Origin of the sequence: Streptomyces sp. NPDC049813 (assembly GCF_044465085.1) — a bacterium.
Lineage (GTDB): Bacteria > Actinomycetota > Actinomycetes > Streptomycetales > Streptomycetaceae > Streptomyces.
Map to the genome: position 1 here is coordinate 727,579 of NZ_JBITLI010000002.1, position 14,288 is coordinate 741,866.

Annotated in this window: 13 protein-coding genes; 12 read left to right on the forward strand and 1 reads right to left on the reverse strand. The window is 71.7% G+C overall.

Annotated elements, in window-relative coordinates; translation table 11 throughout:
- Nucleotides 1-20 precede the first annotated feature (20 nt).
- The 12 genes from mshD (at nucleotide 21) to pstB (ending at nucleotide 13,029) form a co-directional block, all read left to right on the forward strand.
- Complete coding sequence (mshD, locus tag ACIBW6_RS07430) at nucleotides 21-956, forward strand: mycothiol synthase (RefSeq protein ID WP_399057592.1); 936 nt, start codon at nucleotides 21-23, stop codon at nucleotides 954-956.
- A gap of 137 nt (nucleotides 957-1,093) precedes the next feature.
- Entirely contained in the window at nucleotides 1,094-1,489 is a 396-nt protein-coding gene (locus ACIBW6_RS07435) for a GntR family transcriptional regulator (RefSeq protein ID WP_399057739.1), read from the forward strand.
- Nucleotides 1,486-2,382 (forward strand): ABC transporter ATP-binding protein, encoded by an 897-nt coding sequence (locus tag ACIBW6_RS07440; protein ID WP_399057594.1) that lies wholly within the window; start codon nucleotides 1,486-1,488, stop codon nucleotides 2,380-2,382. The genes ACIBW6_RS07435 and ACIBW6_RS07440 overlap by 4 nt, the downstream gene beginning before the upstream one ends.
- Nucleotides 2,379-3,392 (forward strand): hypothetical protein, encoded by a 1,014-nt coding sequence (locus ACIBW6_RS07445; protein ID WP_399057596.1) that lies wholly within the window; start codon nucleotides 2,379-2,381, stop codon nucleotides 3,390-3,392. Before ACIBW6_RS07440 ends, ACIBW6_RS07445 begins: the two co-directional genes overlap by 4 nt.
- The gene (locus ACIBW6_RS07450) at nucleotides 3,389-4,330 is read left to right on the forward strand and encodes an ABC transporter permease (RefSeq protein WP_399057598.1); all 942 of its coding nucleotides are present in this window, start codon (nucleotides 3,389-3,391) and stop codon (nucleotides 4,328-4,330) included. Before ACIBW6_RS07445 ends, ACIBW6_RS07450 begins: the two co-directional genes overlap by 4 nt.
- A gap of 619 nt (nucleotides 4,331-4,949) precedes the next feature.
- On the forward strand, nucleotides 4,950-7,286 hold the full coding sequence (locus tag ACIBW6_RS07455) for an RNA degradosome polyphosphate kinase (protein ID WP_399057600.1): 2,337 nt from the start codon (nucleotides 4,950-4,952) through the stop codon (nucleotides 7,284-7,286).
- Nucleotides 7,267-8,247, forward strand: coding sequence for a CHAD domain-containing protein (locus ACIBW6_RS07460; RefSeq protein ID WP_399057602.1), 981 nt, complete (start codon nucleotides 7,267-7,269; stop codon nucleotides 8,245-8,247). Before ACIBW6_RS07455 ends, ACIBW6_RS07460 begins: the two co-directional genes overlap by 20 nt.
- Complete coding sequence (locus ACIBW6_RS07465) at nucleotides 8,244-8,678, forward strand: NUDIX hydrolase (RefSeq protein WP_399057604.1); 435 nt, start codon at nucleotides 8,244-8,246, stop codon at nucleotides 8,676-8,678. Before ACIBW6_RS07460 ends, ACIBW6_RS07465 begins: the two co-directional genes overlap by 4 nt.
- 211 nt (nucleotides 8,679-8,889) lie before the next feature.
- A complete protein-coding gene (gene pstS / locus ACIBW6_RS07470; RefSeq protein ID WP_399057606.1) occupies nucleotides 8,890-10,020 on the forward strand; it encodes a phosphate ABC transporter substrate-binding protein PstS in 1,131 nt (376 codons plus the stop codon).
- 124 nt (nucleotides 10,021-10,144) lie between these two features.
- Nucleotides 10,145-11,152 carry a phosphate ABC transporter permease subunit PstC gene (gene pstC / locus ACIBW6_RS07475; RefSeq protein ID WP_399057608.1) on the forward strand — a complete coding sequence of 336 codons (1,008 nt, stop codon included), beginning with the start codon at nucleotides 10,145-10,147 and terminating at the stop codon, nucleotides 11,150-11,152.
- On the forward strand, nucleotides 11,149-12,213 hold the full coding sequence (pstA, locus tag ACIBW6_RS07480; protein ID WP_399057610.1) for a phosphate ABC transporter permease PstA: 1,065 nt from the start codon (nucleotides 11,149-11,151) through the stop codon (nucleotides 12,211-12,213). The genes pstC and pstA overlap by 4 nt, the downstream gene beginning before the upstream one ends.
- A 39-nt stretch (nucleotides 12,214-12,252) precedes the next feature.
- On the forward strand, nucleotides 12,253-13,029 hold the full coding sequence (pstB, locus tag ACIBW6_RS07485; protein WP_399057612.1) for a phosphate ABC transporter ATP-binding protein PstB: 777 nt from the start codon (nucleotides 12,253-12,255) through the stop codon (nucleotides 13,027-13,029).
- Nucleotides 13,030-13,283: 254 nt separating this feature from the next.
- On the opposite strand, the gene ACIBW6_RS07490 is transcribed toward pstB, so the two are convergent.
- Complete coding sequence (locus tag ACIBW6_RS07490; protein ID WP_399057613.1) at nucleotides 13,284-14,282, reverse strand: anion permease; 999 nt, start codon at nucleotides 14,280-14,282, stop codon at nucleotides 13,284-13,286.
- Nucleotides 14,283-14,288 lie beyond the last annotated feature (6 nt).

The window sequence follows — 14,288 nt, forward strand, 5'->3', positions numbered from 1 at the left end:
TGCGCCGTACCCTCGTCTGCATGACCACGGACCCCGCACCCACCAGCGATCCGACCCTCTCGGGACGCCGGATCGACACCCTCTCGACCCTGACCGACACGCAGTCCGCCGCCGTGCTCGCGCTGCTGACCGAGGCCGCCAGGTCCGACGGGCAGCAGGCCGTGTCGGAGCAGGGGCGGCTCCAGCTGCGCGGCGGGGAGCGCGAGGGCGTGCACCACTTGCTGCTGACGGTCGGCGGGGAGCTGCTCGGGTACGCGCAGCTGGAGGACACCGACCCGGTCGAGGCGCCCGCCGCCGAGCTGGTGGTGCACCCCTCGCACCGGGGCCGCGGGCACGGACGGGCGCTCGGTTCGGCGCTGCTGGCCGCCTCCGGGAAGCGGCTGCGGGTGTGGGCGCACGGCGGGCACGGGGCGGCGCGCCACCTCGCGCAGGTGCTCGGCCTGTCCCTGTTCCGGGAGCTGCGCCAGATGCGGCGGCCGCTGACCGGTCTTGAGCTGCCCGAGCCGGTGCTGCCTGCCGGGGTCCGCATCCGCACCTTCGTCCCCGGCCAGGACGACGCGGGCTGGCTGGCGGTGAACGCGGCGGCGTTCGCGCACCACCCCGAGCAGGGCTCCCTCACCCAGCGCGACCTGGACGACCGCAAGGCGGAGCCGTGGTTCGACCCGGCGGGGTTCTTCCTCGCCTTCAAGAACGACGAGCTGGTCGGCTTCCACTGGACGAAGGTGCACGCCGAGGAGGGGCTCGGCGAGGTGTACGTGGTGGGGGTCGCCCCCGGCAACCAGGGCGGCGGCCTCGGCAAGGCGCTCACCGCGACGGGCCTGCGCCACCTCGCCGCGGCCGGGCTGCCGACGGCGATGCTCTACGTCGACGCCGACAACACGGCGGCGGTCCGCGTGTACGAGCGGCTCGGCTTCACCACGCACGAGACGGATCTGATGTACCGCACGGAGTCCTGACCTGCGGGTTCGTGCGCGCCACGGACCCGGGGCCGAGACCGAGGGGGCGGTGTCGCTTGACGCCGCCCCCTCTCTTGCATCACCCTTTCACTACTTGATTAGTGAAAGGGGGGAGGCCAGTGGGCGAGCGGGAGTACGTGATCGAGTTCCGGATCGACCGCCACAGCGGCGTCGCCACCTACCTGCAGATCGTCCACCAGACCGAGCAGGCCCTGCGGATGGGCATGCTCGAACCGGGCGACAAGCTGCCCACCGCCCGCGAGGTGGTCGAGGCGACGGCCATCAATCCGAACACGGTGCTCAAGGCCTACCGCGAGCTGGAGCGCGCGGGGCTCGTCGAGGCCCGCCGGGGCCTGGGCACCTTCGTGCGCAGATCGCTCGGCTCCGCACCCGCCGACTCGCCGCTCCGGGCGGAGCTGGACGACTGGACGGGACGGGCGAAGGAGGCCGGGCTCGACCGCGAGGACGTCGCGGCCCTGTTCAGCAGCGCGCTGGCAGCGCATTTCAGCACCACCGACAAGGGGACCCCATGAGCACGGCCATCGAGGCGACCGGCCTCGTCAAGCGGTACGGACGCGGTGGCGGCGCCGCCCTGGACAACTGCTCGTTCCGGCTGCCCGCCGGCCGGATCAGCGCGCTCGTCGGGCCCAACGGAGCGGGCAAGTCCACCCTGCTGGCGATCGCCGCGGGCCTGCTGCGCCAGACCTCCGGGCGGCTCGACGTGCTGGGCGGCGCACCCGGCGAGCACCGCGCCAAGGTCGCCTACCTCTCGCAGGACAAGCCCCTGCACCCCCAGCTGTCCGTCGCCGACACGCTGCGCATGGGCGCCGAGCTCAACCCCGGCCGCTGGGACGCCGGCTACGCGACGAAGATCGTCGAACAGGGCGGCCTCGACCGCGCCGCCCGGATCCGCTCCCTCTCCGGCGGCCAGCGCACCCGCGTCGCCCTCGCCCTGGCCCTCGGCAAGCGGCCCGAGCTGATGCTCCTGGACGAGCCGATGGCCGACCTGGACCCGCTCGCCCGGCACGAGCTGATGGGCACGCTCATGGCGGACGCCGCCGAGCACGGCACCACCGTGCTGATGTCCTCGCACATCGTCGCCGAGCTGGCCGACGCCTGCGACCACCTGCTGCTCCTGGGCGGCGGCCGGATCCGGCTCGGCGGCGGCATCGACGACCTGCTCCGCGCGCACAGCCTGGTCACCGGCCGCGGCGACCTCGGCGGCCACACCGTCGTGGAGTCCCGCGCCTCGGGCCGCGGCCACACCGCCCTGATCCGCCGCGACGGACCGCTCGGCGCCGACTGGCAGGTGCAGGAACCCTCCCTGGAGGAGCTGCTCCTGGCCCACCTGCGCTCGCCCGACGCGCCCGCCCTGATCACCCCGGGCACCACCGCCCGCACGGCCGGAGCGGCGGTGACCGCATGAGCGCCCCCACCACCGAGCGGCAGCGGACGGCCCCGGTGCGGCGCACCCTGCCCGGCCCGGACGGCCTGGTGTGGACCGTGCTGCGGCTGCACCGCACAGCCCTGTGGACCTGGCTCGCCTACGTCGCGATCAGCGTCGCCACCCTGCTCTACCTGTGGGGCCCCGGCTCGTCGGAGGCACGCAAGGCGTTCGACGCGTTCGGCTACACCGGAGCGCAGGACACCGCCTTTCGCGGCCTGTCCAGCGCCCTGCCCTTCACCGGCTCGTTCGACGCCGTCTTCTACGAACCGCTGAGCCTGATCCGGATCGCCGCGGTCGCCGTCGCCCTGTTCGCCGCGGGCCCGCTCATCGCCCGCGAGCTGGAGCGCGGCACCGCCCAGCTGGCGTGGACGCAGTCCGTCTCCCCGGCCCGCTGGCTCGCCGCGAAGCTGGCCGTGCCCGCGGTCCTCATCACCGTCGGCACCGCCGTGATCGTCGTCCTGTACCGGCTGGTGTGGGACGCCCGCGGCCACCTCCTCGTCGCCGGGATCGGCCCGCGCGACGCCGCCTTCTCGCTCGGCGTGGCCACGGTGGCGAACGCGCTGTTCGGCCTCGCGCTCGGCGTACTCGTCGCGCTCCTCGTGCGCCGCACCCTGCCGGCGCTCGCGATCGCCGGGGTCGGCCAGTACCTCGTCGGTGCCCTGCGCGGCAACTCCTGGCCCTTCCAGGGCCGGTACCAGCAGCCCGAGCTCCCCGTCCACAGCAAGGCCGTCACCACCGGCGGCGCCGAGGTCCGCGACCCCGGCTGCTACCTGGACCAGAAGTGCCTCGACCAGCACCACATCACCGGCTTCGTCCGCACGTACCTGCCCTCCCCCGACTACTGGCCCCGCCAGCTCACCGAGACGGGCATCCTGCTCGGCCTGACCGTGCTCGCCGTCGCCGCCGCGTTCCTCGTCCTGCGCCGCCACCAGCCGCGCCGCATCGCGCCCACGAAGCCCGCACCCGTCACGAAGGGGTCCACCACATGAGCCTCGCCCTCACCCGCCCCAAGGGCCTCACCTGGACGGTGCTGCGGCTGCACCGCGTCGCCCTGTGGCTGTGGACCGCCTACGTCGCCCTGACCGCGGGCACGCTGCTGTGGCTGTGGGGACCCGGGACGGACGGCCTGGACCTCAGCGGCCGCTGTGCGACGGGCTCGGTCACCGGCTGCGTCTCCGAAGGAGCGACCGCGGCCACCTACTACAAGGCGCTGAGCGTCGTCGACGCCGGTATGTCCGGCGTGCCGCTGCTCGTGGCGGTGTTCACGGGAGGCGTGCTCATCGGCCGCGAGCTGGAGCGCGGCACCGCCCAGCTCGCCTGGACCCAGTCGGTCTCCCCCGCCCACTGGCTGCGCACCAAGCTGACCGTGCCCGCGCTGCTCCTCACCGTCGGCATGGCCCTGCTGGTGACGCTGCGCCACGCGGTGGCGGCGCGGGCCCGCGGCCTGAGCGAGAACGAATGGTTCTCCGGCGCCTACGACATCCTCGGCCCGACCGCGGTGGCCCTGCCCCTGCTGGCCCTGGCCTGCGGCGCGCTCGCGGCCCTCCTCCAGCGCAAGCTGCTGCCCGCGGCGGCGCTCGGCGCGGTCCTCACGCTGACGCTCGCGCTGTGCGTGCAGTTCCTCCACCCGCACCTGTGGCCCACCCGCACCGTGGTCGGCACGCTCGCCCAGGGCTACCGCGGCTACACCGGCGAGAGCGTCTCCGAGGGAGCCGTCACGTCCACCGGCGCGCACATCGCGGACCCGATCTGCATCGACGACAAACAGTGCCTGGCCGCCCACGACGTGACGGGCTACTACAGCACCTTCCACCCCACGAACCACTTCTGGCCCCTCCAACTGATGGAGACGACCGTGGTACTGGCCCTGGCCGCGGCGGTCACGTACGCGACGTTCCGCATTCTGCGCCACAGAACAGCCGCATAAAGCATCCCTCCCGCCCCCGCCCCGCCAGGGGCGCGGGGCACACGGGCGCCGGGAACGGCGCCCCGCCAGGGGCGCGGGGCACACGGGCGCCGGGAACGGCGCCCCGCCAGGGGCGCGGGGAACTGCGCGAGCAACCCCCACCGACGGGAGCCCACCCACGGCGCTCACCGGCCCCTCCCCGGCAGGAGCCGCACACCAAACACCCCGCCCCGCCGCAAGCCCGAACCCCCCAACCAAACCCCGCCGCACCCCGCCGCACCCCGGGACGTCATGTCACCGTAACCAGCGATTCAGAACGGCTTGCAACGCTCACAGAATGCAGCCGCCCGCACCCGACCCCGCGAAGGCCCCGCAGGAGACCGCCCGGCAGGAGACAGCCCGGCGGGCCACCACCCAGCGGGAGTCCACCCAGCGGGCAGCCACCCACCGGGAGCCGGCCCCCCAGTACCCCGCCCCACAAGAGGCCGCCCCACAAGACCCCGCCACGCAGAACCCCGGCCCCCAAGCCGCCACCCCCCAAGACCCCGCCGCAAAAGAAGACCGCCGGCTCCACCTCGCCCCCGCGCTCTCCGACCTGCCCAGCGCGCCCAAGACGCCCCGCAGGCGGAAGAATGGGGCCATGAGTCAGCCGAACGCCGCACAGGACCCGTCCGTACCCGCGCCGACGGCACAGCGGGCCAAGGCCCACGCCCCTGCCCAGGCCCAGGCCCAGGCCCACACACAGCCCCAGCCGTCCGTGGGCTCCCTGGCCGCACACCGCCCCCAGCCCGTCGCGGGCAAGGACTTCGAGCGGTCCGCGGCCAAGCTCGCCGGGATCGTCGCCGACATCGACGCGGATCCCGACGACTACGAGGACGAGTACGCGGCGCAGGCGGGCGCCGAGCTGCCGCAGGGCCGGTTCCTGGACCGCGAGCGCAGCTGGCTGGCGTTCAACGAGCGGGTCCTGGAGCTGGCCGAGGACCCGGACACCCCGCTCCTGGAGCGCGCGAACTTCCTGGCGATCTTCGCCTCGAACCTCGACGAGTTCTTCATGGTCCGGGTGGCAGGACTCAAGCGCCGGATCGCGACCGGCGTCGCCACCCGCTCCGCCTCGGGCCTGCAGCCCCGCGAGGTCCTGGAGCTGATCTGGAACCGGTCCCGCGAACTCATGGCCCGCCACGCCGCCTGCTACCAGGACGACGTCTCCCCGGCCCTGGCCGACGAGGGCATCCACGTCGTGCGCTGGCCCGAGCTGACCGAGAAGGAACAGGCCCGGCTCTACACGCTGTTCATGCAGCAGATCTTCCCGGTCCTCACCCCGCTCGCCGTCGACCCCGCCCACCCCTTCCCCTACATCTCGGGGCTCTCGCTCAACCTCGCGGTCGTCGTCAGCAACCCGGTCTCCGGCCACCGCCACTTCGCCCGCGTCAAGGTCCCCCCGCTGCTCTCCCGTTTCCTGGAGGCCTCCCCGCAGCGCTACGTCCCCATCGAGGACGTCATCTCCGCCCCCCGCCACCTCGGCGAGCTGTTCCCCGGCATGACGGTCGAGGAACACCACATGTTCCGCCTCACCCGCAACGAGGACCTGGAGGTGGAGGAGGACGACACCGAGAACCTGCTCCAGGCCCTGGAGAAGGAGCTGATGCGGCGCCGCTTCGGCCCGCCGGTGCGCCTGGAGGTGGAGGAGACCATCGACTCCGAGGTACTGAGCCTGCTCGTACGGGAGTTGAAGATCAGCGAGGCCGAGGTGTACCCGCTGCCCGGCCCCCTCGACCTCACCGGCCTGTTCGCCCTGGCGGGCCTGGACCGGCCCGAGCTGAAGTACCCCAAGTTCGTCGCCGGCACCCACCGCGACCTCGCCGAGGTCGAGTCGTCCTCGGCCCCCGACGTCTTCGCCGCCGTACGCAGCCACGACGTCCTGCTGCACCACCCCTACGACAGCTTCTCCACCTCCGTGCAAGCCTTCCTGGAGCAGGCGGCCAACGACCCGGACGTGCTCGCCATCAAGCAGACGCTGTACCGCACCTCCGGTGACTCCCCGATCGTGGACGCCCTCATAGACGCGGCAGAGTCCGGCAAGCAGGTCCTCGTCCTGGTCGAGATCAAGGCCCGCTTCGACGAGCAGGCCAACATCAAGTGGGCCCGCAAGCTGGAGGAGGCCGGCTGCCACGTCGTCTACGGCCTCGTCGGCCTGAAGACGCACTGCAAGCTGTCGCTCGTCGTGCGCCAGGAAGGCGACCAGCTCGTCCGCTACTCGCACGTCGGCACCGGCAACTACCACCCCAAGACCGCCCGTCTCTACGAGGACCTGGGGCTGCTCACCGCCAACCAGGAGGTGGGAGCCGACCTCTCCGACCTCTTCAACCGGCTCTCCGGCTACTCCCGCCGCGAGACCTACCGCCGCCTCCTCGTCGCCCCCAAGTCCCTGCGTACGGGCCTGGTCACGCGGATAGAGAAGGAGGCCCAGCACCACCGCGCGGGCCGCCCGGCCCACGTCCGCATCAAGGTCAACTCGATGGTCGACGAAGCCGTCATCGACGCCCTGTACCGGGCGTCGCAGGCCGGCGTCCCCGTCGACGTGTGGGTGCGCGGCATCTGCGCGGTCCGGCCCGGCGTCGCGGGCCTGTCCGAGAACATCCGGGTCCGCTCGGTCCTCGGCCGCTTCCTGGAGCACTCCCGGGTCTTCGCCTTCGGCAACGGCGGCGAGCCCGAGGTGTGGATCGGCAGCGCCGACATGATGCACCGCAACCTCGACCGCCGCATAGAGGCCCTGGTCCGCGTCGAGGACCCGGCCCACCGCGCGGCCCTCAGCCGGCTGCTCGAGACGGGGATGTCCGACACCACCGCGTCCTGGCACCTGGGCCCGGACGGCGAGTGGACCCGCCACGCGTTCGACGCGGACGGCCGCCCCTTGCGCAACGTACAGGAGATGCTCATAGACGCCCGGAGGCGCCGGCGTGGCACCGCAACACCTTGATTCCGGCCCGGCCCACACCGCGGACTCCGTCCTCGCGTGCTACCTGCGGGCCCAGGCGACCGAGTTCCTGCGCGCGCTGCGCCAGCACGCGGAGAGCGGCGCGGCCGAGGAGACGGCCGGCGCCGCCCGCGCCCTGCGCCGCGCCGCCCGCCGCATCAGCGGCACGCTGCACACGTTCCGCCCGCTCCTGGACGCCGACTGGTCCGACGGGCTCCGCCCCGAACTGGCCTGGCTCTCCGGCACGCTGGCCCTGGAGCACGCGTACGCCGACCGGCTGCACCGGCTGAACGAGGCGCTGCACCGGCTCACGGCCGTGCACCACCGCTCCGCGGGGAACGGCACCCGGCCGCCCGCCCCCCGGGACGAGCAGGCGGGACCCCCCGCGCGCGAGACGCTCACGCTCGGCGCCGCCAAGGCCTCCGCCCTGCTCGAACGGCAGCTGACCCTCGCCAAGACGCGGGCCCACAGCACCGCCCTGAGCGCCCTCGGCTCGTCGCGCTTCCACGCGGTCGCGGACAGCGTCGCCGTGCTCGCCAGCGAGGTGCCGCTGCACGGCGCGGGCCCGGAGCTGACGAAGCCCGCCACCGCCGCCGAGATCCGGCTCACCGAGGCGATCGCCGCCCTGCGCCACCACGGCCACCCCTACAACCCGGACGCCGACGCCCCCTGGCACCACGTACGCCTCCTGCTGCGCCTGCACCGCTACGCCCAGGAGGTCATGGCCGAGGAGCCCGCCACCGGCGCACGCATGAAGGAGAGCGAGGCGGCACACGCCCTGAACGCGCACCGCGACGCCGCCGAGGCCGCCGCCGCGGCCGCCCAGGCGGCCCGCACCCCGCGCATCGCCCCGGCCACGGCGTACGCCCTCGGCGTGCTCCACGCCGACCAGCGCCACCAGGTGGAGGCGGCCCGGACCGCGTTCCGCCAGGCATGGCACCGCGAAACGGTGGGCACCCCATGACCGTGCCCCCCGAAGCCCCACCCCCCATCCAGGCAGCAGGCTGCGTCCTGTGGCGCCGCTCCACGACCACCGACGGCCTGGAGATCTGCCTGGTCCACCGGCCCAAGTACGACGACTGGTCGCATCCCAAAGGAAAGCTGAAGCGCGGAGAGACCGAGCTGGCGGCCGCGCTGCGCGAGGTGCGGGAGGAAACCGGCCAGGAGTGCGTCCCGGGAGCCACCCTGCCCACCTCCCGTTACGTCGTGCACGACCGCCCCAAGACGGTCGCGTACTGGGCGGCGGAGGCGACGTCGGGCACGTTCACGCCGAACGACGAGGTCGACCGGGTCCTGTGGCTGCCGCCGGCGGCGGCTCGCGACCGGCTGACCCAGCCCCGCGACCGCTCGCTCGTCGACGCCCTTTTGGCCGCCCTTCACACCAACCTGACGTAATCGCTCCGTGACCTAACCACACCGCCCGCTTAGGTTCACCCTCCGTTCACTCACGGCCATCGGCCACTTCACCTGATCTGCCTAATTTCAGCCGTAGACGGCGGGTCCCCGCGACACGGGACCGTCCGACCGTTCACTGAGACATCCGCAGACTTCGCACGCCGCCACAGACGATTCAGAGGCCGGCGGCTCCTGGAAGGAACATCCGAAGGTGAAGCTTCAGCGCAAGAACCGGCTCCGCGCCCTCTCCCTCGGCGCTCTCGCCGTCTCCGGCGCCCTGGCCCTCACGGCGTGCGGCTCGGACGACACCAACAGCACCGGTGGTGGCGGCGCCAGCTCCTCGGCCAAGGCCGGCAACATCAAGTGCGACGACGCCAAGGGCCAGCTCCTGGGCATCGGCTCCTCGGCCCAGGCCAACGCGATCGACGCCTGGCGCCAGGCCTACGCGCAGGCCTGCTCCGGCGTGCAGATCAACTACAAGCCCGACGGATCGGGCGCCGGTGTCACGGCGTTCAACCAGGGCCAGGTCGCCTTCGCCGGCTCCGACTCGGCGCTCAAGCCCGAAGAGGTCACCGCCTCGAAGAAGGTCTGCTCCGGCGGCCAGGGCATCGACCTGCCGATGGTCGGCGGCCCGATCGCCGTCGCGTACAACGTCTCGGGCGTCGACAACCTCGTCCTGGACGCGCCGACCCTCGCCAAGATCTTCGACTCGAAGATCACCAAGTGGAACGACCCGGCGATCGCCAAGCTCAACCCCGACGCGAAGCTGCCGTCCACCAAGATCCAGGCGTACCACCGCTCGGACGAGTCCGGCACCACGGACAACTTCACCAAGTACCTGAAGGCCGCCGCCGCGAGCGACTGGAAGTACGAGGGCGGCAAGGCCTGGCAGGCCAAGGGCGGCCAGTCGGCGCAGGGCTCCTCCGGTCTGGCCCAGCAGGTCAAGCAGACCGACGGCGCCATCTCCTACTTCGAACTGTCCTACGCCAAGGACGGCGTGAAGACGGTCGACATCGACACGGGCGCCTCCGCCCCGGTGAAGGCCACCACCGAGAACGCCTCCAAGGCGATCGCCGACGCCAAGGTCATCGGCAGCGGCAAGGACCTCGCCCTGGAGCTGAACTACGCGACCAAGGCCGACGGCGCCTACCCGATCACCCTGGTCACGTACGAGATCGTCTGCGACAAGGGCAACAAGGCGGACACCCTGGCCGCCACCAAGTCCTTCCTGACCTACACGGCCTCCGAAGAGGGCCAGGCCGCCCTCGCCGACCTGGGCTACGCCCCGATCCCCACGGAGATCAACGCCAAGGTCCGCGAGACCGTCGCCAGCATCAGCTGACCCGCGTGCGGGCCACCCGGACCGCTCCAGGACCGGCTGGCCCGCACCGTCCGGTGCACCGCCGCCAGAAGTCCCGTACGCGACCGCAGTGAGCGGCAAGGGACTTCGCAGACCGGAGAACTCCATGGACCTCACCACGCAACCACCCGCGCCACACGCGCCCGCCGACCGCCCCACCCCAGCCCAGCAGAAGGCCGCCGCGCGCGGCGCCACCCGCCCCGGTGACCGGATCTTCCTCGGTCTCTCGCGCGGCTCGGGCATCCTGCTCCTGGTGATCATGGCCGCGATCGCGGTCTTCCTGACCTACCGCGCCTCGCTGGTCCTCTCGAAGAACGAGGGCAACTTCCTCACCACCTTCGAGTGGAACGCGACCGCGGACCCGCCCGTCTTCGGCATCGCCGTCCTCGCCTTCGGCACGATCGTCACGTCGATCATCGCCATGCTGATCGCGGTCCCGGTCGCCGTCGGCATCGCGCTCTTCATCACGCACTACGCGCCGAAGAAGCTGAGCGGCACCATCGCCTACGTCATCGACCTGCTGGCCGCCGTGCCGTCCATCGTGTACGGCCTGTGGGGCGCCCTCTTCCTGGTGCCGCACATGACCGGCGTGTTCAGCTGGCTCGACGACTACTTCGGCTGGACCGGGATCTTCTCCTGGCAGGGCGGCGCCCCGCGCACCCTGCTGACCGTCGGCATCCTGCTGGCGATCATGATCCTGCCGATCATCACCAACGTCTCCCGCGAGGTCTTCCGGCAGGCCCCCCTGATGCACCAGGAGGCGGCCCTCGCCCTCGGCGCCACCCGCTGGGAGGTCATCCGCATGTCGGTGATCCCCTTCGGCCGCTCCGGTGTGATCTCCGCTTCGATGCTCGGCCTCGGCCGCGCGCTCGGCGAGACGATGGCCGTCGCGACGGTCCTCTCCCCCGACTTCCTGATCCACGCCAGCCTGCTCGACCCGGGCGGCGGCACCTTCGCGCAGAACATCGCCGCGAAGTTCTCCGAGGCCAACGACCAGGGCCGCGACGCCCTCATCGCCTCCGGCCTCGTCCTGTTCGTCATCACGTTGCTGGTCAACGGCGCGGCCCGCATGATCATCGCCCGCCGCAAGGAGTACTCGGGGGCCAACGCATGAGCCACGCGACCGCACCCGCCAAGCGTCCCTCCTCGCTGAGCGCCGCCCGCCTGCCGAGCTGGTCCCCCTGGGCCATCGCGCTCGGTTCGATAACCGCCGGCTGCGCGATCGGCCTCGGCGCCGGGCTGAGCAGCCGCATCCAGTGGGGCCTGATCGCGGCCCTGCTCTTCGTCCTGGTCACCTACGCCCTCGCCACCAAGGTCGAGGGCCGGCGCCAGGCCAAGGACCGGACCGCGACCAGCATCGTCTGGGTCGCCTTCATCCTGGCCGTGCTGCCGCTGGCCTCGCTCGTCTACGAGACGGTCAGGCGCGGCGTCAAGGTCCTCGACCCGTACTTCCTGTCGCACTCGATGGGCTTCGTCACCGCCTACCAGCCGGGCGGCGGCATCTACCACGCGATCCTCGGCACCCTGGAGCAGGTCGGCCTCGCCACCCTGATCTCGGTCCCGATCGGTCTGCTGACCGCGATCTACCTGGTGGAGTACGGCCGCGGCAAGCTGGCCAAGGCCGTCACCTTCTTCGTCGACGTCATGACGGGCATCCCGTCGATCGTCGCGGGCCTGTTCATCCTCAGCTTCTGGATCCTGATCCTCGGCTTCGGCTTCTCCGGCTTCGCCGGCTCGATGGCCCTGTCCATCCTGATGATCCCGGTCGTGGTCCGCTCCACGGAGGAGATGCTCAAGCTCGTTCCGAACGAGCTGCGCGAGGCCTCCCTCGCGCTCGGCGTCCCGAAGTGGCGCACCATCCTCAAGGTCGTGCTGCCGACGTCGATCGGCGGCATCATGACCGGCGTGATGCTGGCGGTCGCCCGTATCGCGGGCGAGACGGCCCCGGTGCTGCTGCTGGTCTTCGGCAACCCGCTGATCAACACCAACCCGTTCGACGGCCCGCAGGCCTCGCTGCCGCTGTACATCTACCAGCAGTACGCGAGCAGCGGCGGCAGCGAGGCGGCGTACGACCGTGCCTGGGCCGCGGCCCTGGTCCTCATCGCCTTCATCATGATCCTCAACCTCGTGGCCCGCGGCGTAGCCCGCTGGAAGGCCCCGAAGACGAGCCGCTGACGCGGCTATCAGCGACTCGAATCCGGAAGTGAACTAGTTATGGCCAAGCGAATCGACGTCAGCGGTCTCACCGCGTACTACGGCTCCCACAAGGCGATCGACGACATCTCGATGACCGTCGAGCCCCGTTCGGTGACGGCCTTCATCGGCCCCTCCGGCTGCGGCAAGTCGACCTTCCTGCGCACGCTCAACCGCATGCACGAGGTGACCCCCGGCGGCCGCGTCGAGGGCAAGGTGCTCCTGGACGACGAGGACCTGTACGGCAGCCACATCGACCCGGTCGCCGTGCGGCGCACGGTCGGCATGGTCTTCCAGCGCCCCAACCCCTTCCCCACGATGTCGATCTTCGACAACGTGGCGGCGGGCCTGAAGCTCAACGGCCAGTACAAGAAGTCCGAGCTGAGCGACGTCGTGGAGAAGTCGCTCAAGGGCGCCAACCTCTGGAACGAGGTCAAGGACCGCCTGAACAAGCCGGGCTCGGGCCTCTCCGGCGGTCAGCAGCAGCGGCTGTGCATCGCCCGCGCCATCGCGGTCGAGCCGGACGTGCTGCTGATGGACGAGCCCTGCTCGGCCCTCGACCCGATCTCGACCCTCGCCATCGAGGACCTGATCGGCGAGCTGAAGGAGCGCTTCACGATCGTCATCGTGACGCACAACATGCAGCAGGCGGCCCGCGTCTCGGACCGCACCGCCTTCTTCAACCTCGCGGCGGTCGGCCAGCCCGGCAAGCTCATCGAGATCGACGAGACGGAGCGCATCTTCTCCAACCCGTCGGTCCAGGCCACGGAGGACTACATCTCCGGCCGCTTCGGCTAGGGGCTGACCGCCCCCGGCCCGGACTCCTCGTGGCGCTGCATGGCGGTGCCGCCACGAGGCCCGAGAGCCCGCCCCCGGTAGGGGGGCGGGCTCTCATCTTTGAAGCGCCGGGATGACTGGACGCCGCTCAGGGGCGCGGGGAACTGCGCGACCAGCCACGACGAAAGCCGCGGACGCGTCTGCTCATGTCACGAGCAGACGCGTCCGCGGCTTTGACTGGCCGAGCGCGCAGTTCCCCGCGCCCCTGGCGGCACCTATCCGAACGCCAGCCACACAATCCCGTAACTAGCGGCAGCGACGAGCGCCGCGGCCGGCATCGTGATGAACCATCCGACCACGATGTTCTTGGCGACCCCCCAGCGGACGGCGTTGACCCGCTTGGTCGCGCCGACACCCATGATCGCGGAGGTGATGACGTGCGTCGTCGAGATCGGCGCGTGGAACAGGAACGCCGAGCCGAACATGATCGAGGCGCCGGTCGTCTCCGCGGCGAACCCCTGCGGCGGGTCCAGCTCGATGATCTTGCGGCCCAGGGTCCGCATGATGCGCCAGCCGCCCGCGTACGTGCCCAGCGACAGCATCACGGCGCAGACGATCTTGACCCAGACCGGGATCGGGTCCTGGTAGCTCTCGTGGCCGCCGATGACGAGGGCCATGACCACGATGCCCATGGTCTTCTGCGCGTCCTGGAGGCCGTGGCCGAGCGCCATGCCGGCCGCCGAGACGGTCTGCGCGATCCGGAAGCCGCGCTTGGCCTTGTGCGGGTTGGAGCGCCGGAACAGCCACATGATGAGCGTCATCACCAGGTAGCCGACGACGAGACCGATCACCGGCGACGTGAACATCGGGATGACGATCTTGTCGAGCACGCCGGACCAGTACACGGTCGTGCCCCCGGCGAGCGCCGCGCCGACCATGCCGCCGAACAGGGCGTGCGAGGAGGACGAGGGCAGCCCGAAGTACCAGGTGATGAGGTTCCACACGATCGCGCCGGCCAGCGCCGCGAAGAGGATGCCCATCCCCTTCTGTCCCTCGGGCGTCGCGATGATGCCCTCACTGACCGTCTTGGCGACGCCGCTGCCGAGGAAGGCGCCGGCGAGGTTCATCACCGCGGCCATGGCGAGCGCCGCGCGCGGCGTCAGCGCGCGGGTGGAGACGGAGGTGGCGATGGCGTTCGCGGAGTCGTGGAAGCCGTTGGTGTACGTGAATCCGAGCGCGACGCCGATCGTCACGATCAGGGTGAAGGTGTCCATGAGCCG